The following is a 20662-nucleotide window of genomic DNA, read 5'->3' on the forward strand; positions in this document are numbered from 1 at the left end:
TAATAAAGTATACAAATCTGAAGACGAGAAAGAGTAAAATAGTGAGCTGTTCTCCAGAGAGCCGGTGTATTGCTGAAAGTCGGTGTGCAGACGTTATTTGAAAATCATCTCCGAGGAGCCGTGGCTGAATAAAGTAAGCTCGGACGGATGTCTACCGTTACAAAGAACGCGTATATTAGTACGTTGCTAAGTGCTATTAGTGAAAAGCTAATAGAATTAGGGTGGTAACGCGGGTAAACCCGTCCCTACTTCATAGGGGCGGGTTTTTTGTGTGCTTTTAAAACATTCAAAGGAGTGATTGTAGATGAAGAAAGTAGATGTAAAAGAGTCGGCTGTAGGGAGAGAAGCACGTATTCGTAAGCAGTGGAACGAACAGGGCATTTTTGAACAATCAATTCAGAATAGAGAAGGCGCACAATCGTTTGTGTTTTATGAAGGACCACCAACGGCGAACGGTTTACCACACGTCGGCCATGCACTTGGTCGGGCAATTAAAGATTTAGTAGCAAGATATAAAACGATGGCTGGATATAAAGTGTTAAGAAAAGCTGGCTGGGATACACATGGATTACCTGTAGAATTAGGCGTTGAAAAACAACTTGGTATTTCAGGTAAGCATGAGATTGAAGAGTACGGCATTGAGCCATTTATTCAAAAGTGTAAAGAGAGTGTATTCACATATGAGAAGCAGTGGCGTGAATTTACGGAGAGCATTGGATATTGGGTAGATATGGATGATCCATACGTTACTCTAGAGAATCCATATATCGAAAGTGTATGGAATATTTTAGGGACGATTCATGAAAAAGGTTTGTTATATAAAGGACATAGAGTTTCTCCATACTGTCCAAGCTGTCAAACATCGCTTAGTTCACATGAAGTTGCACAAGGGTACAAAACGGTTAAAGATTTAAGCGCAACGGTTAAGTTTAAAGTAAAAGATAGTGAAAATGAATATTTCCTTGGATGGACGACAACGCCGTGGACACTTCCAGCGAATGTTGCACTTGCCGTACATCCAAATATGGAATACGTTAAAGCGAAACAAGAAGGGTATGTATACATTGTTGCGAAAGAGCGTGTACAAGAAGTACTAAAAGAAAACTATGAAGTATTATCCGTTCATAAAGGCGAAGAATTAGTAAACACATCTTATACAGCACCGTTTTCGATGAAGGAAGTTACAAATGGGTACCACGTAATTGCAGCAGATTTTGTAACTGCAGATAGTGGTACAGGACTCGTTCATATCGCTCCAGCATATGGGGAGGACGATTATAAAGTCGTTCAAAGTGAAGGATTGTCGTTCTTACATGTTGTAGATGAGAAAGGTGAGTATACAGAAGCAGTACCCTTCTTAAAAGGAAAGTTTGTAAAAGAATGTGACGTTGATATCGTTCGTTATTTAGCTAAAGAAGGTTTGCTATATCATAAAGAAAAATATGAGCATAGCTATCCGCACTGTTGGCGCTGTGATTCACCATTACTTTATTATGCAGGAGAAAGCTGGTTAATCCGAACAACTGAGATTAAAGAAACATTTTTACAGAATAATGATTCTGTTACGTGGTATCCAGACCATATGAAGCACGGACGCTTTGGTAAGTTTTTAGAAAACATGGTGGACTGGAATATTAGCCGGAATAGATATTGGGGAACACCGTTAAACGTGTGGGAATGTGAAAGCTGCGATCATCAATTTTCACCGAAAAGTATTGCTGAATTAAGAAAGCATAGTACGAAAGAAACACCTGAAGATTTAGAATTGCATAAGCCATATGTAGATGAAGTGCAAGTTTGCTGCGAAAAATGCGGAAGTACAATGAATCGTACACCAGAAGTAATCGATGTTTGGTTTGATAGTGGTTCCATGCCGTTTGCACAATATCATTATCCATTTGAAAATAAAGAGTTATTTGAAGAACAGTTTCCAGCGGATGTTATTGCAGAAGGCATTGATCAAACACGCGGCTGGTTTTATAGTTTATTAGCAGTATCAGCACTATATACAGGAAAAGTACCTTATAAACGAGTGTTATCACTAGGGCATGTTCTAGACGAGGAAGGACAGAAAATGTCTAAAAGTAAAGGAAATGCACTAGATCCAGTTGATTTAGTAAATCAGTTTGGTGCAGATGCTTTAAGATGGGCTCTACTTGTTGACAGTGCTCCGTGGAATGCGAAGCGTTTTTCTGAAAGAACAGTACTGGAAGCAAAATCTAAATTTGTAGATACGTTAGTCAATGTATATAGCTTCTACGTTTTATATGCAAATTTAGATGAGTATAATCCGAATGAAACCTATGATGTAAAGCGAACGAAATTGGATGAATGGGTATTATCAAGATTGCATAGCACAACAAGAAAGGTAAGAACTGCACTTGATGATTATCAATTCACAAATGCAGCTCGTGAAATTGCTGCTCTTGTAGATGAAGTGAGTAACTGGTATGTAAGACGTTCACGCAATCGTTTTTGGGAATCTGGTATGAATCCTGAAAAAGCAGCTGCGTATGAAACACTTCATGAAGTGCTTGTAACAATTAGTAAATTAATCGCACCATTTACACCGTTTGTAGCTGAGGATATTCATCTGAATTTAGAAGGAAGAAGCGTTCATTTAGCAGATTATCCGGTTGTAAACGAATCACTTATCCAGCCTGGGTTAGAAGCAGAAATGGATGCTGTTTTACAAGTTGTTGAACTTGGAAGAAGTAATCGTAATCAACATTCATTAAAAGTAAAACAGCCGTTAGCAGAACTTGTATTACTAGCGCATAATGAAAATGATATGGATTGGGAATCTTATCGTGATATCATCATGGATGAGCTAAATGTAAAAGCGTTCCATGTTGAACTCGATGAAACGAAATACACGTCCTATCAATTAAAGCTGAATTTTAAAACGGCTGGGCCGAAGTTTGGTAAAAGTGTGAATGCAGTAAATGGCTGGCTAAAACAATTATCAAAAGAAGAAGTACAACACTTTGTATCTACAGAAAGAGCAGTTTACGAAGTAGCACTAGGAGAAGAAGTAGTTGTAACAGCTGAAGATGTATTAGTAGAGAAAGTTGCGAAATCAGGATTTTCAAATACGACTAACGGTCAATATACGGTAATGTTAGATACGAATGTAACGGAAGAATTGTTACAAGAAGGAGTAGCACGTGAATTTATTCGTGCAGTTCAAGAATATCGTAAGCAGTTGAATTTACCAGTTAATTTACGAGTGGATGTAATTCTTGATACAGAAGAAGAACTACAGCAAACGTTAACGAATCATAAAGATTTATTGGAAGAAAACTTACTCGTCAAGCAATTTACATTTGGTCACTTAACGAATGAGGACGATGAACTTTCTTTAGGTGAGACAAAGATCCGAATTAAATTAAACGCGGCTAATTAAAGAAAAAAGGAAGTTGGAATCATTCCAACTTCCTTTTTTGTATGAAGATAAATTAATCAGTTATTTTCCGCATAATCCATTCGATAGGTCCTCTAGAAAAGTTCCTTCGCCATAATACGCTAAATAAAATACTGAAAATGAAAAATGCAGTAGCAAATAATAAAACGAAAAGTAGTGTTTGATGTTCCATACGATTTAATACAATCAATGCGCCAATACCGATAAATACATGACTTACATAATGCGTTAATGTTAATTGTCCTGTTTGTATAATGGAAGTAACAAACCAATTATTTTCATATTTTTCAGCAATGTAGAGGCAAATTATTAATATAGCAATAGCAGATCCTGTAGCGGATGCGACGTATAATATATTGGGTAAAATGGGTCCTGTGTTAAACAAAAATGTAGAGGCTGCTTCACCAATGTATGGGATAAAAAGGTGTGTTAACCCTTTTGATAATAGCTCTATAATTACGGTTACTGTTAAACCCAGTAAGAACAACCAATGTCTAATTTTCCTATTATGAAGATCTAACCTGCCAATTATCATACCGATTAAGAAGAAAGAAAACCATGGGAAAATAGGGTGATAGCCATTAAAAAATAAGTTGCGAAGAAAACCTGTTAAGGTCCAAAAGTCTATATAGTTTATAAATGGGATTGTGCCTCCCCATCCTTCGAAGGCGTTGAAAGTAAGTTGGAGATATTGTGCAGCAAGTAAAATAATGATAGAAAGCCATATTAGTATAGTTCTTCGTACAGTAATTAGTAATGCAGCGATGAAAAGGTAAACGCCGTAGTAGTGTAAAATATCACCCGTCCATTCCATTACATACAATAATAACCCTAAAATAAATAAGAATAGTGATCGTTTCCAAATCAATATTCGGCTGGTATTGATTTTTATTTTCTCTTGGCTAGCAACAGATGATTTAGTCATTAAAGTTATGCCAATCCCAGCAAGTATAACAAACAAGGCAGAAGCTCTACCTTCAAAAAGTGTCATAAAGGTTTTTAACAGAGGAGGTCCATTTCCTTCCGCCCCTGTTATCACCATGAAATTAACTAGTAACATTCCAAACATTGCCCACGCTCTAGCAAAATCTAAGCCGATAATGCGCTTTTTTGTATTCACTTCAATCCCTGCTTTCAAAAATGCTATTTACAGCTTCAATCCATATTTGTTTATAATCCATATCTAAATGTAACATCATAAAATTCCCAATATTATCAAGAACTAATGCTAACATATGAGCTTTTGAAACTAGACTTTTATTTTGAATGAGTTGAAGTTCATTTGCTTTTGTTAGGAGTGATTCAAATCCGTTTAAATATTCTGTTTGTACAGTTAGTAATCGATCTTTGTACATATCGTTTCTTGAAGATAGTAATACATATTCTTGTAATACACGATTAAAATAAGGATCTTTCTGTTGTTCGTCTATCATTTTAAAGCCAATTTCAACACATTTCTCAATGAAATTCTCTTTCGTAAATTCTTCTGTATGAAAGAATGAGGAGAACTGCATCGCTGCACATAATTCATTAAAAATACTTTCAATTAATGCATCTTTAGATTTAAAGTAATAATAAATAGATGGCTTGGCAATACCAACTTCTTCAGCAATCATTGTATAGGTCGTTTTGGCAATGCCGTGACCGGCAAATAGTCGATAACTTGCTTCGACTATGGAAGAGAGTGTTTCTTCACTTTTACTCATAATAAATCCTCCCAATAAAAAAGGTTAATTAAAGTGTATCATTCATCAAGGTCTTTTTCAACCTACCGTTAGGTAAAAAATAACCTATTTTTCAATACATTATTTTGGTGAAATATAGTTAATCGAAGTGGGAAATAAATATATTTCTAAAGTATTGTTCTCATTTTATACATAATTATTGAGAAAATTTCACTCACCATAAATGTGAAGGTAATAGAATTGCTCGTATAGAATTACTCGTAGATTCAATTTATCTCGTTACTTGTGGACAGTAATAGCTTTATAGGAATGGGGTAAAGGATTCAATTTATTAGGGGGAGTGGTTTTATGTTAAACAAAAAAATGGTGGCAATGGCAATGACTGTGCCATTAGTAATGGGGACGATTTCTACGGTTTCGGCATTGGAAAAACAACAGCAAGTAAAGCTAGAAGCTTATTCACCACAGAAAAAAGCAATTGAATATTTAAAAGGACATGCTACGGAATATGGATTGAAGGCAGACCTTTCAGACTTGCAATATATTTCTACAACAGAAACATCAGTAGCTTCATATGTTAGGTTCCAACAAGTGGTCAATGGTGCGCCTGTATTTTCAAAACAAATTACAGTTACTCTTAACGGAGAGGGAAAAGGCTTACTTGCGGTTTCTGATTATCAGCCTGTTACAGGTGTGAAGGAAGTTACGAAAAAAATTAGTGAAAAAGATGCAGAACAAAAATCGATGGCGTATGTTGGAGGAGAAAGTGAGCAAAACTTATGGGCTCCTACAGAAAAAGAATTCGGATATATTGTTGAAGAGGGAGTCGCTATTCCTGTATATAAAGTGGTAGTCCATTCTAATAATCCATTCGGTGCATGGGAAACATTCATTGATGCGGAAAATGGAAAGTTAATTAAAAAGGTTGATATAAACCGAAAAGCAGAAGGAACAGGAAAAGTATTTTTACCTAACCCTGTCGTATCTAGTGGAAGTTTAGCAGGGTTAAAAGATAATAATGATGCAGATTCAACAGCATTAACGAATCAATTGAAAACTGTTACGTTAAAAGGTTTAGATGGTACAGGATTTTTAATTGGTGAGTATGTTACGATTTCTTCAAAAGCGAAGACGAAATCTACAAACTTACAATTTAATTTTACACGTGCAAATGATAGTTTTGAAGATGTTATGTCATATTATCATATTGATACATTACAGCGTTACATTCAAGGATTAGGCATTAACAATATTAATAATCGTTCTATTAAAGTGAATGTAAATGGTACAACTGATGATAACTCATTTTATTCACCATCAACGAAAGCTTTAACTTTCGGTACTGGCGGAGTAGATGATGCAGAAGATGCGGGCATTATCGCGCATGAATATGGACATTCTATTCAAGATAATCAAGTGCCAGGCTTCGGAAGTTCACCAGAAGGTGGAGCGATGGGAGAAGGATTTGGAGACTTCTTAGGTGCTACTTATGAAGATGCAGTATCGACAACAGGATACGGGAAAGCATGTATTGGAGAATGGGATGCGGCTGCTTATTCTAGTTCAGATCCGACGTGCTTACGCCGATTAGATACGAATAAAGTATACCCGAAAGATATAACGAATGAAGTGCATAATGATGGGGAAATTTGGGCTCAAGGTCAATACGAAATGGCGCAATCTTTTGGACGTGATGTAGCAACAAAAATTATTTTACAATCACATTGGTCATTAACGCCAAATGCGAAATTCCGTGATGGAGCGAAAGCAATTAAGCAAGCGGATGCTCTTTTATACGGCGGACAACACGCGACTGAAATTGATCGTATTTGGGCAGCGAGAGGGATTAGTACGAATTAATATAAAAAGTCGTGGCGTTTAAAAGCCACGACTTTTTTATTTGCTTAAGAACTGGTACTGGAAAATTTATTGGTAGCGGTAATAATGTACATATACCGATAAGTTCACTTTACTGCTTCTTTAAAAACAAAATGCTCTTTAAATTTTCTAGATTCAACTTTTTGACCGTTTCTCATGGAGCGGAAAGGATGTTCTTGCCACGTAATGATCACGTCAACCTTATCCGCTTTTGTAGAAACTGGAAAATTAGCGTGTTCAAATCCAGTTTTTCCGCCCGCTAGACGACTTTCTTTTAGGGAAAAGAGTTCATATTTTGTTTTCATATTTGGTTCATTCCGAAAAACTTCAACTTGTACATTATACACTTCACTTTTCCCAAGATTTTTTACAGAGAAATGATATGTTTGAAATACACCTTTTTTTGGTTGTAACAATTTTTCACTCGTTCTTTTTACTTCATCAATATTTACTTGCCATTGATCAGAATTTTGAGAGATTGGTAAAGATTTTGGTGAATAGGCATATGCTTCATTAACTACAACTAAGCATAATAGTAGGAGAAAGAAACTAATTGTTTTTTTCATATGTACACCTCCGATAAAACTTTAATAATAATATGCGTGGGAAATGCGTGGTTTATGTAATAAAATGGAAAAATAAGTTCGATTGAAAGAATTTGAGAAGGATAAAACATTTCTAAGCTGTCAAATGATAATTGTATAGAGTTCAATGTTCATGTTACATATCTTTAGAAGGGGTCTGGTTAGTGAGAAATCGCAATATTTTTCTAAAAGGGCTTGCGTTTTAGAAAAAAGAGATAGAATACTCTGTAAATATAAAAAGTGATGATTAGGAAAAGTACATGATGCAAGGGTCTACAGAGAGCAATCGGTTGCTGGGAAGATTGCGATACCGCATGATGGAAAGACACCTGTGAGTGTTGCTTTGAACGTGATAATTAGTAAAAGCAAACGGTACCTACCGTTATCAGGGCTAAGATGGTCATTATGACAATTTGGGTGGTACCGCGGAAAAATCCGTCCCTATTTATAGGGGCGGATTTTTGTATTCTTTGAAAGGAGGTGAGTGACTGTGGATGATGACGATGACAACAATAATGTAAATAAAAATAAAACTATTGGAGGGAAATGTAATGGATCAAATAATGAAGCGTTCACTCACACGAGAATGTACGGAACATGGCGGGAAGGTTGTATTACTACAAGGATGGGTAAAAAAGATTCGTCATCTAGGGAATGTTAGTTTTTTATTATTAAGGGACCGAACGGGAGTTATTCAATGTGTATTAGAAAACGAGTTAGCCGGATACAAAGTTGATGTTGAAAGTGTCGTCCAAATAATTGGAGAAATAGTAGAGACACCGAAAACAGAATTAGGTGTTGAAGTACTTGCACATGAAGTGAAAGTACTAAATGGAGCAGAATCACTCCCATTTGAAATAAATAAAAAAAAGTTACAAGTTGGCCTAGATCAACTGTTGAATGAGCGAGTATTATCGTTAAGACATGAGCGAATCGCGGCGATATTTAAAGTAAAATCTACACTCGTTCAAAGTTTTAGTGAATTTCTAATAGAGAACGATTTCACACGTATATTTACTCCGAAAATTGTCTCGCAAGGGGCAGAAGGAGGAGCGAATGTTTTTAAGCTTCCATATTTCCAAAAAGAAGCGTATTTAGCTCAATCACCACAGTTTTATAAACAAATGATGGTAGCGGGAGGACTCGAACGTGTTTTTGAAATTGCTCCTGTGTACCGGGCTGAACATCATAACTCGTCACGACATTTAAATGAATATATATCGTTAGACGTAGAACTCGGATTTATTCATGATTTTCATGAAGTGATGCAATTAGAAACGGATGTTTTACGATATATGTTTCAACAAGTAGCAAAAAACTGTGAAAAAGAATTACAGCTACTACAAATAGAAGTACCTGTCATTACAGAAATTCCTAAAATCACATTGGCAGAAGCGCAAGAAATTTTGAAAATGAAGTATCGGAAAGAATCTCCTGAAGGGGATTTAGATACAGAAGGTGAAAAGTTATTAGGGAAATATGTGAAGGAAACATATAATAGTGAATTTGTATTCATTACACATTATCCGAAAGAAGCGCGACCGATGTATACGATACCGAATAAAGAAAATCCAACTATTACTGATTCATTCGATTTATTATATAAAGGATTAGAAATTACATCAGGTGCACAGCGAATTCATAACTATGACATGTTACTTGCTTCTTTTAAAGAAAAAGGATTACATCCAGAGAAATTTCAATCTTATTTAAATACATTCCGATACGGTTGTCCACCACATGGTGGTTTTGGGATAGGATTAGAAAGGGTTGTATATAAACTTTTAGAATTAACAAACGTCCGAGAGGCGAGTGCTTTTCCGAGAGATTGTACACGTCTTATACCATAAAAAAGCATCTTCGCGATTATCGCGAAGATGCTTTTTTACTGTTCTTTCATTTTTACATTGAAAGTTTATAAAAATCCTTTTCGACAAAAAAATAATATATCCCTTGACAGTTATAAATATAACCGATATACTTCATATTAATTTCAAAAGAAAATATATTCTAAATATTAAAATGTGTTGAATAGGAGTAGTAAGGTCATGTATTTGTGCAGAGAGCTATGGGTTGGTGCGACATAGTCAAATGACATCCTGAACTCGCCTAGGAGCAGTAAGGTGGAACGGAATCACATTCTTAGTAAATCTTAACGGTTAACCTTCGATATTAGGTTTGTAATCAAACGATTACTACTAAGGTGGATTCATAATGGAATCAATAAGGGTGGTACCGCGTTAAGTAAATGGCTTAGCGTCTCTTTATATAGAGACGTTGGGCCATTTTTTTATTTTATAGAAAAAGAAATGGAGGTTTTATTCAGATTGATCAATAATATTTATTTATTAATATAAAATGATTTTAACAGGAGGAAAATAGGATGAAACAGACGGAGCAATGGACTTCGAAATTAGGTTTTATAATGGCAGCAGCAGGATCAGCAATTGGACTTGGCGCAATATGGAAATTTCCTTATATCGCTGGGAAGAGCGGGGAGGAGCATTCTTTTTAATTTTTATATTATTTACTGTATTAATTGGACTACCGCTACTTATAGCTGAATTTATGATTGGACGCAGTACACAGAAACAAGCAGTTGGAGCATTTAAAAGTATCGCACCAAATACAGGATGGCACTGGATTGGACGTCTTGGCGTTGGAACTTGTTTTATATTACTTTCATTTTATAGTGTTGTAGGTGGATGGGTACTAATTTATTTATTCAGAGGAGTAACTGGACAACTTATTACTCCGGGACAAAATTACGGTTCGTTATTTACTGAAACAATTGGAAATCCGCTTTGGGCTATTACTGGACATTTCGCTTTTATGTTCATTACGATATGGGTTGTATCAAAAGGTGTACAAAATGGAATTGAAAAAGCAAGTAAATATATGCTACCAGCATTGTTTGTTTTATTTGTCGCTCTTATTATTCGTTCATTAACACTGGATAATGCGATGCAAGGCGTGAAGTTTTTCTTACAACCAGATTTCTCGAAGATTACTTCAGAAAGTATTTTATTCGCAATGGGCCAATCATTCTTTGCGATTAGTATAGGGATTTCGATTATGGTTACGTATAGCTCGTATTTAAATAAAAAAGAAAGTTTACCAAAATCAGCAGTTACGATTGTCGGATTGAATTTATTCGTTTCTTTATTTGCAGGTCTTGCTATATTTCCAGCAGTATTTTCATTAGGAATGGAGCCGACAGAGGGGCCGGGCTTACTATTTATTGTATTGCCATCTGTATTTAGCCAAATTCCATTCGGAGGATTGTTCTTAACTGTATTTCTTGCGCTATTTACATTTGCCACATTAACCTCGGCATTTTCTCTACTAGAGACGGTTGTTTCAGCATTAGCAAATGGTGAACAAGAAAGAAGAGCTAAACTTTCATGGATCATCGGTTTCTGCATTTTTCTAGTAGGTATACCATCGGCCTTATCATTTGGAGTATGGAGTGATATTACGATTTTTGGGAAGAATATTTTTGATGCAGTAGACTTCTTATCTAGTAATATATTAATGCCGCTTGGAGCGCTATTCATTAGTATTTTCGTATCATTCAAGATGGAAAAGAAAGTGCTAGAAGCTGAATTTTTTGTAGGTGGAAATTACGGAAAGAAAGTATTTACTTGCTGGGCATTTTTACTTCGGTTTGTAGCACCACTTGCAATAATTATTGTCTTTTTAAATGTAATAGGGATTATTTAATATTAAATGTTATAATATTCGGTAAAAAAGAAGGTGATGATCATAAAAACGAATTTGATTGAAGTTGGGAAATATATGAACATTAGAGGGAAAAAGCTATACGTTGAAACACATGGAAGTCCTAAAAATAAACCAGTATTATTTTTACACGGTGGTCCAGGTGAAAGCTGTTATGATTTTTCATTTCATCAAGCGGAACGATTAAAAGATTCCTTATATGTAATTATGATAGATCAAAGAGGAGTTTGTCGATCAGAAGGAATTACTGAGGAAGAATCTTTTGGATTAAATGATTTAGTTGAAGACTGTGAGGAAATAAGAAAACTACTACAAATTGAGAAATGGTCTGTAATCGGGCACTCTTTCGGTGGATATGTAGCATTGTTATATGCAAGGGCGTATCCAAATTCAATAGAGAAAATAATATTTGAAGGTCCGACTTTCGATTTTGCATTAACAAGTAGGGCTCTATTACAAAGGACAGGAACGTTATTAACAAATTATGGAAAAGAAGCGGCAGCAGAAGACTGCTTTGCTTATTTATCTAATAATGCTAGTTCAGAAGAGTTGTTAGAAGCTTATATAAGATTAAGTGCTGAATTAGAAGAAAAAAGAATGGAGATTTACAATTATAAAAAAGATGAGACAGACGATAGTTTATATAGTGATGAAGAGTGGGAAGTATTTTCAAATCGCTCCAAAATTCATTTTGATAGATTAAAATTAGAGGGAGCATGTCATACGTCATTATTATCTAAAATAAAAGATATACAAAATCCAATGTTATTAATTGTAGGAAAATATGATGTAGTAACGTGTGAAAAACAAATTGAAACATTTAATAAAGATGCTCGAAATGGGAAGCATATCATATTCGAAGAGAGTGGCCATACACCACATTATGAGGAAGCTGATCGATTTGCTGAAACAGTCATTCATTTTTTGAACTAAAAAAGAAAGAGCGCTTCGTATAATGCGAAGCGCTCTATTTTAAATTTCTGGATAAGTGATTGTAATATTAGGCCATTTACTTTGCCATTTCTTTTGATTAACTCTTTTGTTGTACATATGTATTCGTTCTTTCGTTTCCAGAAAATGAGGTGTAGGTTTCACTTGTAATGAAAGTACATCTTCAATTCCACATGGAGCTGTTAATATGACATTGTTTTGCTCGTCAAGCGTAACTCCTAAAGCGGTTGCTGTTTCAGGAAATTTAGAAATAGCATCAACAGAAGAAGAGTATGGTGGCATTCCATTCACTACATGCATGCGAGTTTGATTTTTTACTGACCAAGGGATAGAGGCATCCATATTCGCCAGCTTCTGTTTTAATGATTGTTCGTACGCCTCATCTTTATGTAATGGATCATAATAAATGACATCGACATCTGGCGTAGCCGTTCTTACTTCGTAGTTATATAAAGTATCCCAAATTTTAGAACGGACAAACCCAGCGCAAATCCACCAATCAGGTAGCTCTAGTGATTTTGCCAATTGTAATACATTCATCATCCATTCGTCGTTTTCTATTAAGTGAATTAAATCTTGCTCTGTTTTTATATTCATTGATAAATACACCTTCCTAGTAGATTAATGCATCAGCTCAATAATCCATAAAATCCAGTGAGCACCTGGTACAAATAAAAGTTGTGCTAATAAGGTGCCGAGAAGTCTAGAAATCATTAGCCAACCATACATTTTACTCATAGATTCAGCGCCATTTTCTGATTGTAAAGCACGTTCTGTCAAAAGTGCTATACGTGGATCGAGTAACACTGTTAATAAAATTGTAGCAAAACCATTCACAAGGCCAGAAGCTGTACTTGCATTTGTTGCGTAATCTGGATTTAGAAAAGAAGCATAAAGGGCAGAAAGAACACCTGCTGTATAAATTGCAGTAGCAAACATGTTAATAAGCATAATACGCTTTGGGATACCACCGATACGCAATCTATGAATCATTTCAAATCTTGGAAAGCGCACATATTTTTTTGTGTACTTTAATTTTTGAATGTTATTTGTTTTCATCATTCGAATGAAAGAACCATCTGTTTCAAAGTTTTGAATGACATATCCAAATAGTTTTGTCAAAGTTGGATAAAGAATAATCGCAAGTAATGTACCGATGGAAGCAGATAATAGTACAAGTCGTATAGTATGCTCTAAATTAATAGAAGCATCTCGTTTTGCGTCATCGACAATCCCGCCAATTAAAAAGGCTTGTAGTAAATTTGACGTTCTTGAAATAAGTAATACCATTCCTACGACAGATAAGGCAACGACAATCTTTTTTAAACGAACACCAGCTAATCGAATACTATAAGAACTAGTTTCGACTGCGTGGATGACAATTGTGAAAGCCATTATAAAAATTAATGTAATTGACATTTGTTTCACCAGTTTCTATTAAAATAATTGTAACTTTTTTACTTTATCATATCTTTTGTGATTTTGTAACTGAAAGTATAAGGGTTAGAAAAAGTAATTTTCTGAAAAGTTAGATGATGATAGTATAGTAAAGGGATAAGTAGGAGCATGGCCTTAATGGGGTACATATAAAATCAGTGGGGGAATTAAATATGTATACAACATTTCTATTTGATTTAGATGGAACATTAACTGATCCGAAAGAAGGGATAATCAATGCTGTTCTATACGTGTTAGAAAAAATGGGGATTGAAGAAGTGAATATAAGTGAGTTAGATTCATTTATCGGTCCACCAATTCAACAATCTTTTGCAGATAGATATAATATGAATGAAATAGAAGTAGAACGAGCGGTGTTTTACTCTCGGGAATATTTAAAGCAAAGTGGTTTATTAGAGAATAAAGTATACGATGGAATTACAGCCCTATTGCAAGAATTAAAGGATGCTGGCAATCGTTTGTTTGTAGCAACTTCAAAGCCTACTGTATTTGCGAAACAAGTAATAGAGCACTTTCAGTTAACATCTTTTTTTGAAGAGATTGTTGGGAGTAATTTAGATGGGACAAGAATAAAAAAGGAAGAAATAATTGCTCATATTTTACAAACAAATGAAGAACTCAAAAAAGAAAAAATGGTGATGATTGGTGATAGAAAGCATGACGTAATCGGTGCGAACAGTAACGGAATTGCTTCAATAGGTGTATTGTATGGATATGGTAGTGAGATTGAATTGAGTGATGCTGGGGCGATTCATATAGTGAAAGATGTCGAAGAGTTACAAAGATTTTGTATAGAGAATAGTACGATAAAACTATAGAAATAGAACCTAGAAATCCCTTTATAACATATGACGATGAAATCGTTTTTGTTTAAAGGGATTTTACATATGTAATCGAATACTATAATTAGACAATTTTAGCATGAAAGATTTGTAATAAAGTAAAACTTTAATTAGTGGAAGTTTTGTCCATCAGGCACTGATTATCAGCCCTCACCAATCGGGCTGTTACGAGCAGTTGAAATCCCGCCTAGCTTCTGCACATTTGCTGAATTTTAAGGTGGGAGTCTTACTGCTCGCAAATATCGGGATAAAAAGAGGCGGAATGTCATGAAATAAAAGGGTTCGAAATACGAGTAAAAGTTCGTTGTTAAAAGATTGAATTTTCAGTTTAAAGGAGAGGTATAATTGGAGCTAGTTATTATATTATTAGCACTTAGCTTACTTATGTTTGTAGCGTATAGAGGGTTTTCTGTTATTTTATTTGCACCGATTTTTGCATTGTTTGCGGTATTTTTGACAGAACCTAGTTTTGTATTACCTTTCTTTTCTAATATTTTTATGGAGAAAATGGTAGGGTTTATTAAACTATATTTCCCGGTGTTTTTACTTGGAGCAATTTTTGGGAAAGTAGTAGAAATGTCAGGAATTGCTGATTCTATTGCAAAGACGATTGTAGAGTTGGTTGGAGAAAAACGTACGATTTTAGCGATTGTTTTAATGGGTGCTATTTTAACGTATAGTGGTGTTAGTGTATATGTAGTGGTATTTGCTATATTTCCGTTTGCAGCTAAGCTTTTTCGACAAGCTAATATTCCAAAACGCTTAATACCTGGAACGATTGTCCTTGGAGCAGTAACATTTACAATGGATGCGCTTCCTGGATCACCACAAATTCAAAATGTAATACCTACAACATTTTTTAAAACGGACATTTATGCTGCACCGATACTTGGTATTGTGGGGGCAATTTTTGTTCTCACGTTAGGTTTATTATATTTAGAGAGTAGGCGTAAGAAGGCAAAAGCAGCAGGTGAAGGGTATTTTGGTTTTAACGATGGGAATACTGAAATGGCAGCATCTTTGGAATTAGAGCAGAAAGAAATACCGCTGTTAAATAGTTTAGAAATTACGAGGGCACAACAACTTATTGCTTTTATACCACTTATTTTAGTAGGTGTAATGAATAAAGTGTTTACTATTATGATACCGAAGTGGTATCCGAACGGTTTTGACTTTTCAGCAATTGGTATGAAAGCATTTGGAAAAGTAGAATTGAGTGCGGTAGTTGGAATATGGTCTGTAGAATTGGCACTTATAATAGGAATTTTAACAACTCTTTTATTATATTGGAAACGGGTAGTAACAGGATTTCAAGCTGGATTGAATACAAGTATTGGTGGTGCGCTACTTGCAACAATGAATACAGGAGCAGAATTTGGTTTTGGTGGTGTCATTGCAGCACTTCCAGGCTTTGCAATTATGAGAGACGGCATTTCTGCAACGTTCACAAATCCTTTAGTGAATGGAGCGGTAACGACGAATATTTTAGCTGGTATTACAGGTTCTGCATCAGGAGGAATGGGGATTGTTTTAAGTGCGATGGGTGATAAATTTATTGCAGCAGCCAATCAATTTGATATTCCATTAGAAGTTATGCACCGTATCGTATCAATGGCATCAGGAGGAATGGATACATTACCACATAACGGGGCTATTATTACTATTCTTACAGTAACAGGTTTAACACATAAACAGTCATATAAAGATATATTTGCTATTACAGTTTTGAAAACGCTCGCTGTGTTTTTAGTTATCGCATTCTATACTATTACAGGAATTTATTAAAAATAGATACTATATGAATTGTAAAGATTTATTTAGTTGATATTTTATAAACTAAAACATTAATAAGGGGAAGAAGGGGTGGAGTACTTGCAAGAAGTTGCTGAGTTTCGTATGCCGAAGTCTGTACTATATGGAAGAAATTCAATTGAAAATCTGGGGGAACAATCAAAGAAGTTTGGGAAAAGAGCTTTTATAGTTACTGATACAATTATGGAGAAATTAGGGTATGTTGAAAGGTGCATAAAACAGCTAAATAAGAAAGGTATTACTGTTATTACATATAACAAAGTGAATGCTGAGCCTACAAATTTACACGTATTAGAAGCGTTAATGATTTGTAAAGAAGGAAAGTGTGATTTTATTATCGGTATTGGTGGTGGAAGTTGTATTGATGCTGCGAAAGCAGTAGCGGTGTTACATACTAATGGTGGAGCAATTGAATATTACGTCCAAAAAGATGTTGAAATAGAAAATGATCCACTACCACTCATTGCAATTCCAACAACTTCAGGTACTGGGTCAGAAGTAACAAGTGTAGCAGTAATTACGAATAAAAAAACAGATGTGAAAATGATGATGAAGCATCCGAGTTTTACCCCGCAAGTAGCGATTATTGACCCGATATTAACAAGTTCGGTACCACCTCATATTACGGCAGCGACAGGTATAGATGCATTATGCCATGCAATTGAAGCATATATTTCTAAATATTCACAACCACTTACAGATGTACTTGCTCTTTCGGCTATTGAAAGTATTATGAAATATTTACGTATTGCATATGAAGATGGAGATAATATGGAAGCAAGGGAAGCAATGATGATTGCTTCATTACAAGCTGGGATTGCTTTTTCAAATGCATCTGTTACATTAGTGCATGGTATGTCCCGTCCAGTGGGAGCATTATTCCATGTACCACATGGAATATCGAATGCAATACTATTACCTACAGTTTTAGAGTTTACAAAAATGAGTGCAATAAAAAGGTTAGCAGAAGTAGGACGTAGCTTAAACAAAGATTTGTATTCTCATTCTGATGAAGAAGTAGCGAACTACACGATTGCTGAAATTAAGAAACTTTGTTTTGATCTTCGTATTCCTAATTTAAGAGAATACGGAATTGACGAAGTTGAATTTGAAAATGCTATTTCTAAAATGGCGAAAGATGCAATTGCAAGTGGTAGCCCAGGAAATAATCCACGAGTTCCTTCTTATGATGAAATCAAACAGTTGTATCGAGAGTGTTTTAATTATCAATATGAAGATTCTATAAAAACATCAGGGTTTTAATTTCAGAATATTATAATAAAATTTCCTTGGAAATAGTTAAAACAAGACTTTATATTATAAATTTAAAGTCTTGTTTTATTGTGTATAATATACATAATAAAATATTGTTATTAGTTTTATAAAAATAGTTTAGGTAGGTGTTTACTATGAAAACGATAGGTCTTATAGGTGGTATGAGTTGGGAATCAACTTCAGAATATTATCGAATTTTAAATGAAGAAATAAAAAGTAGATTAGGTGGATTACATTCAGCAAAATGTCTGATTAATAGTGTGAATTTTGAAGAGATTGAACGATTCCAGTCTAGCGGAGATTGGGATGGAGCAGGAGAAGTATTAGGGAATACGGCGTATTCATTGCAGAAAGGAGGAGCAGACTTTATAATCATTTGCACAAATACAATGCATAAAGTAGTTGAGAAAATAAAGGAGAATATTAACATTCCAGTACTACATATTGCGGATGCAACTGCAAAAGAAATAAATAGAAAAGGTATTCAATCGGTTGGTCTGCTTGGAACAAAATATACGATGGAGCAAGATTTCTATAAATCACGTATAGAAGAGAATGATATAAAAGTAATAGTACCATTAGGAAAAGATAGAGAAAAAATAAATGAAGTAATATACAAAGAATTATGTTTAGGAAAGATAACATCTCAATCTAGAGAGTATTATAAAAGAGTTATAGAAGAGTTAGTGCAAAAAGGGGCGCAAGGAATAATATTAGGGTGTACAGAAATAGGGTTATTAATAAAGCAGGAAGACATATCAGTTCCGATATTTGATACAACGCATATACATGCGATTGAAGCAGTCAATTTCGCTTTAGATAATAGATTGTAATTATATTATGTAAACTTAACTCATTTGTCTGGAAAACATTCAGAAAATATTTTATAATGTAAGTGGTTACATTTAAGGGGGAATGCGGATGTTTTCATTTCAGCCAATCGCATTTGTACATAATGAAAGAAAGGAAATAAAAGATGATGAGTGGGGAGAAGTAAAATCTTATATTACTTTAACTGATATGTATACAGAGGAAAGTATACAAGGGATTGAAGATTTTTCTCATATTGAAGTTTTCTTTTATTTTCATAAAGTAACTGATGAACAAATTCAATATTTTGCTAGACATCCTAGAAATAATAATGATTATCCTAAAGTAGGCATTTTTGCACAGCGCGGGAAAAATCGTCCGAATCGCATAGGAGCTACAATTGTAAAGGTGGTCAAAAGAGAAGGTAAATCAATTATTGTTGAGGGGTTAGATGCTATTGATGGCACCCCTATATTGGATATAAAGCCGATAATGAAAGAGTTTATGCCGAAAGAAGAAATTCTACAGCCTAAATGGGTAACGGATATTATGAAACAGTATTGGAAGGGGAATAAAACAAAATGAGAATATATGAGGCAACAATTGCAGATTTAGATGGACTAGCATCTGTTTTTAATAACTATCGCGTATTTTATCGACAAGATTCCGATATTGAAGGAGCAAAAGTATTTTTACGAAATCGAATCGAGAGAAAAGAATCCATTATTTTCGTGGCAGTTGAAGAGGGAGAATATATCGGGTTCACGCAACTATATCCATCATTTTCTTCTATTTCGATGAAAGAGTTATGGATTTTAAATGATCTGTTTGTACAAAAGGCGAAGCGCGGAGCCGGAACAGGTAAAAAATTGTTAGAAGCTGCAAAAGAATTTGCATTAGAAAATGGTGCAAAAGGTGTAAAATTACAAACAGAGATTGATAATTTATCAGCACAACGATTATATGCTGAAAATGGATATTTAAGAGATAATCGTTATTTCCATTATGAATTAACTTTTTGAAATATATATAGTTAAATGAGACGTTTTCAAAGTGAAGACGTCTCATTTAATTTTTTTATTGATGATTTAAAATCCAATTTGTAGCGTCTTCAAAGTTTTCTGCGATGTAATTTGGTTCAATATGTGCCCATTTATCTCGGAATGTATGTAAAGCATCATATCCAGCGCCAGTTTGAACTAATATAGTCGTTGCATTTACTTTTGCCCCAGCAACAATATCCGTCCAGCGATCACCGATTACAGCGCATTTTGTTAAATCAAGCCCATGTTTTTCCGCTGCTTGCAGGAGCATACCTGCGCTCGGTTTTCGACATTCACATCCATCACCATGTCTATGAGGACAAAGGTAAATATCATCAAAACCAAACTCTTTTAATTCTTTCGTAAAATCATTCGCAGTTGCTTTTCCATCCGCGATACCTGGTTGATTCGTAAAAGAGAATAGTTTAATATTTTGAGCTTTTAACTTTTGTAAAGATTCCTTTGTAAAAGGAAATAAGGTGAAAGAACCTGGATAATGTATTGTAGTATCACCGCCAATTGTTCCGTCACGATCAATGAATATTGCTTCAATGTTTTTCATAGTTATAGTCCTTTCTTTGTACCAGTAGTTTAAAAATGTTTTACAAATCGATACCCATTCACTTCATAGCCCAATTTTTCATAGAAGGGGTGTGCTTCTTTTCGGTTCATTCCACTAACAAGCCAAGTACCAATACAGTTATGCTCTTTTGCTAATTGTTCTGCGTAGTCCATTAACACTTGTCCAATACCTTTACGACGTATTGTAGAATCAACACTAATAATTGAAATCTCTCCATAACGAGTTACATCTTCTAAATTTTCACGTATACGAAATCCTAGTAATCCAAAAATAGTATTCTCTTCCTCATAAACATATAAAAAATCAAAAGGGCTCATTTTTACGAATTGTAAACGATTATTCATATCTTCATTAGAGATAGAGGATCCTTTTAATTCTTTTGTAAGAGAACAAAGTGAATCTATATCATCTATAGTCGCTTCACGAATTTGAACTGACATATGATCAACCCCATTTACTTTAAAATCTTCAAACATTAAATATTCTGTTAAAGTATGTTTTTTCCTGCTACCGAAACAAATATTTTAGAAATGATATAATACTATATTAGGAGGGATATGTTATCATTTTCCTTGA

17 protein-coding genes, 1 pseudogene and 3 other annotated features are annotated in these 20662 nt (G+C 34.6%); of the genes and pseudogenes, 11 read left to right on the forward strand and 7 right to left on the reverse strand.

Annotation, left to right across the window (positions count from 1 at the left end; all coding sequences use genetic code 11):
* Positions 1–11 precede the first annotated feature (11 nt).
* Positions 12–250, forward strand: a binding site (T-box leader).
* 54 nt (positions 251–304) lie between these two features.
* Positions 305–3406 carry an isoleucine--tRNA ligase gene (ileS, locus tag JFU23_RS26435; RefSeq protein WP_201033098.1) on the forward strand — a complete coding sequence of 1034 codons (3102 nt, stop codon included), beginning with the start codon at positions 305–307 and terminating at the stop codon, positions 3404–3406.
* Positions 3407–3458: 52 nt separating this feature from the next.
* On the opposite strand, the gene JFU23_RS26440 is transcribed toward ileS, so the two are convergent.
* Positions 3459–4544 carry a DUF418 domain-containing protein gene (locus JFU23_RS26440; protein ID WP_137058518.1) on the reverse strand — a complete coding sequence of 362 codons (1086 nt, stop codon included), beginning with the start codon at positions 4542–4544 and terminating at the stop codon, positions 3459–3461.
* A 1-nt stretch (position 4545) separates the two neighbouring features.
* Positions 4546–5130 carry a TetR/AcrR family transcriptional regulator gene (locus JFU23_RS26445; protein WP_201033099.1) on the reverse strand — a complete coding sequence of 195 codons (585 nt, stop codon included), beginning with the start codon at positions 5128–5130 and terminating at the stop codon, positions 4546–4548.
* 327 nt (positions 5131–5457) lie between these two features.
* On the opposite strand from JFU23_RS26445, the gene JFU23_RS26450 reads away from it, so the two are divergent.
* A complete protein-coding gene (locus JFU23_RS26450) occupies positions 5458–6969 on the forward strand; it encodes a M36 family metallopeptidase (protein WP_201033100.1) in 1512 nt (503 codons plus the stop codon).
* Between the two features lie 104 nt (positions 6970–7073).
* On the opposite strand, the gene JFU23_RS26455 is transcribed toward JFU23_RS26450, so the two are convergent.
* Positions 7074–7553 (reverse strand): hypothetical protein, encoded by a 480-nt coding sequence (locus JFU23_RS26455; RefSeq protein WP_201033101.1) that lies wholly within the window; start codon positions 7551–7553, stop codon positions 7074–7076.
* 252 nt (positions 7554–7805) lie between these two features.
* Positions 7806–8017: a binding site (T-box leader), on the forward strand.
* Positions 8018–8122: 105 nt separating this feature from the next.
* On the opposite strand from JFU23_RS26455, the gene aspS reads away from it, so the two are divergent.
* The 3 genes and pseudogenes from aspS (at position 8123) to JFU23_RS26470 (ending at position 12245) form a co-directional block, all read left to right on the forward strand.
* A complete protein-coding gene (gene aspS, locus JFU23_RS26460) occupies positions 8123–9421 on the forward strand; it encodes an aspartate--tRNA(Asn) ligase (RefSeq protein WP_201033102.1) in 1299 nt (432 codons plus the stop codon).
* Positions 9422–9589: 168 nt separating this feature from the next.
* Positions 9590–9838 (forward strand) — a binding site (T-box leader).
* Positions 9839–9954: 116 nt separating this feature from the next.
* Positions 9955–11294 (forward strand): annotated as a pseudogene (locus tag JFU23_RS26465) (sodium-dependent transporter).
* A 36-nt stretch (positions 11295–11330) separates the two neighbouring features.
* Positions 11331–12245: an alpha/beta fold hydrolase gene (locus JFU23_RS26470; RefSeq protein WP_201033103.1), complete on the forward strand. Its 915-nt coding sequence runs from the start codon at positions 11331–11333 to the stop codon at positions 12243–12245.
* 39 nt (positions 12246–12284) lie between these two features.
* Here JFU23_RS26470 and JFU23_RS26475 read toward each other — a convergent pair whose 3' ends face one another.
* A complete protein-coding gene (locus JFU23_RS26475; protein ID WP_201033104.1) occupies positions 12285–12860 on the reverse strand; it encodes a nucleotidyltransferase family protein in 576 nt (191 codons plus the stop codon).
* Positions 12861–12884: 24 nt separating this feature from the next.
* The gene (locus JFU23_RS26480; protein ID WP_002141610.1) at positions 12885–13682 is read right to left on the reverse strand and encodes a lipid II flippase family protein; all 798 of its coding nucleotides are present in this window, start codon (positions 13680–13682) and stop codon (positions 12885–12887) included.
* Between the two features lie 191 nt (positions 13683–13873).
* Here JFU23_RS26480 and JFU23_RS26485 point away from each other — a divergent pair, with 191 nt between their 5' ends.
* The 6 genes from JFU23_RS26485 to JFU23_RS26510 all read left to right on the forward strand — a co-directional run bounded on the left by JFU23_RS26485 (position 13874) and on the right by JFU23_RS26510 (position 19482).
* Positions 13874–14539, forward strand: coding sequence for an HAD family hydrolase (locus JFU23_RS26485; RefSeq protein WP_201033105.1), 666 nt, complete (start codon positions 13874–13876; stop codon positions 14537–14539).
* 369 nt (positions 14540–14908) lie between these two features.
* Complete coding sequence (locus JFU23_RS26490; protein WP_002065163.1) at positions 14909–16348, forward strand: GntP family permease; 1440 nt, start codon at positions 14909–14911, stop codon at positions 16346–16348.
* 87 nt (positions 16349–16435) lie between these two features.
* Entirely contained in the window at positions 16436–17638 is a 1203-nt protein-coding gene (locus tag JFU23_RS26495; RefSeq protein ID WP_201033317.1) for an iron-containing alcohol dehydrogenase, read from the forward strand.
* Positions 17639–17784: 146 nt separating this feature from the next.
* On the forward strand, positions 17785–18483 hold the full coding sequence (locus tag JFU23_RS26500; protein WP_002065165.1) for an aspartate/glutamate racemase family protein: 699 nt from the start codon (positions 17785–17787) through the stop codon (positions 18481–18483).
* An 88-nt stretch (positions 18484–18571) separates the two neighbouring features.
* A complete protein-coding gene (locus JFU23_RS26505; RefSeq protein WP_201033106.1) occupies positions 18572–19045 on the forward strand; it encodes an SAM-dependent methyltransferase in 474 nt (157 codons plus the stop codon).
* Positions 19042–19482, forward strand: coding sequence for a GNAT family N-acetyltransferase (locus tag JFU23_RS26510; RefSeq protein WP_016094139.1), 441 nt, complete (start codon positions 19042–19044; stop codon positions 19480–19482). The genes JFU23_RS26505 and JFU23_RS26510 overlap by 4 nt, the downstream gene beginning before the upstream one ends.
* Before the next feature lie 55 nt (positions 19483–19537).
* On the opposite strand, the gene JFU23_RS26515 is transcribed toward JFU23_RS26510, so the two are convergent.
* Positions 19538–20065 (reverse strand): HAD-IIIA family hydrolase, encoded by a 528-nt coding sequence (locus JFU23_RS26515; protein WP_201033107.1) that lies wholly within the window; start codon positions 20063–20065, stop codon positions 19538–19540.
* Between the two features lie 29 nt (positions 20066–20094).
* A complete protein-coding gene (locus JFU23_RS26520; protein ID WP_201033108.1) occupies positions 20095–20526 on the reverse strand; it encodes a GNAT family N-acetyltransferase in 432 nt (143 codons plus the stop codon).
* Between the last annotated feature and the right edge of the window lie 136 nt (positions 20527–20662).

Origin of the sequence: Bacillus sp. TH50, assembly GCF_016650565.1 — a bacterium.
Lineage (GTDB): Bacteria > Bacillota > Bacilli > Bacillales > Bacillaceae_G > Bacillus_A > Bacillus_A mycoides.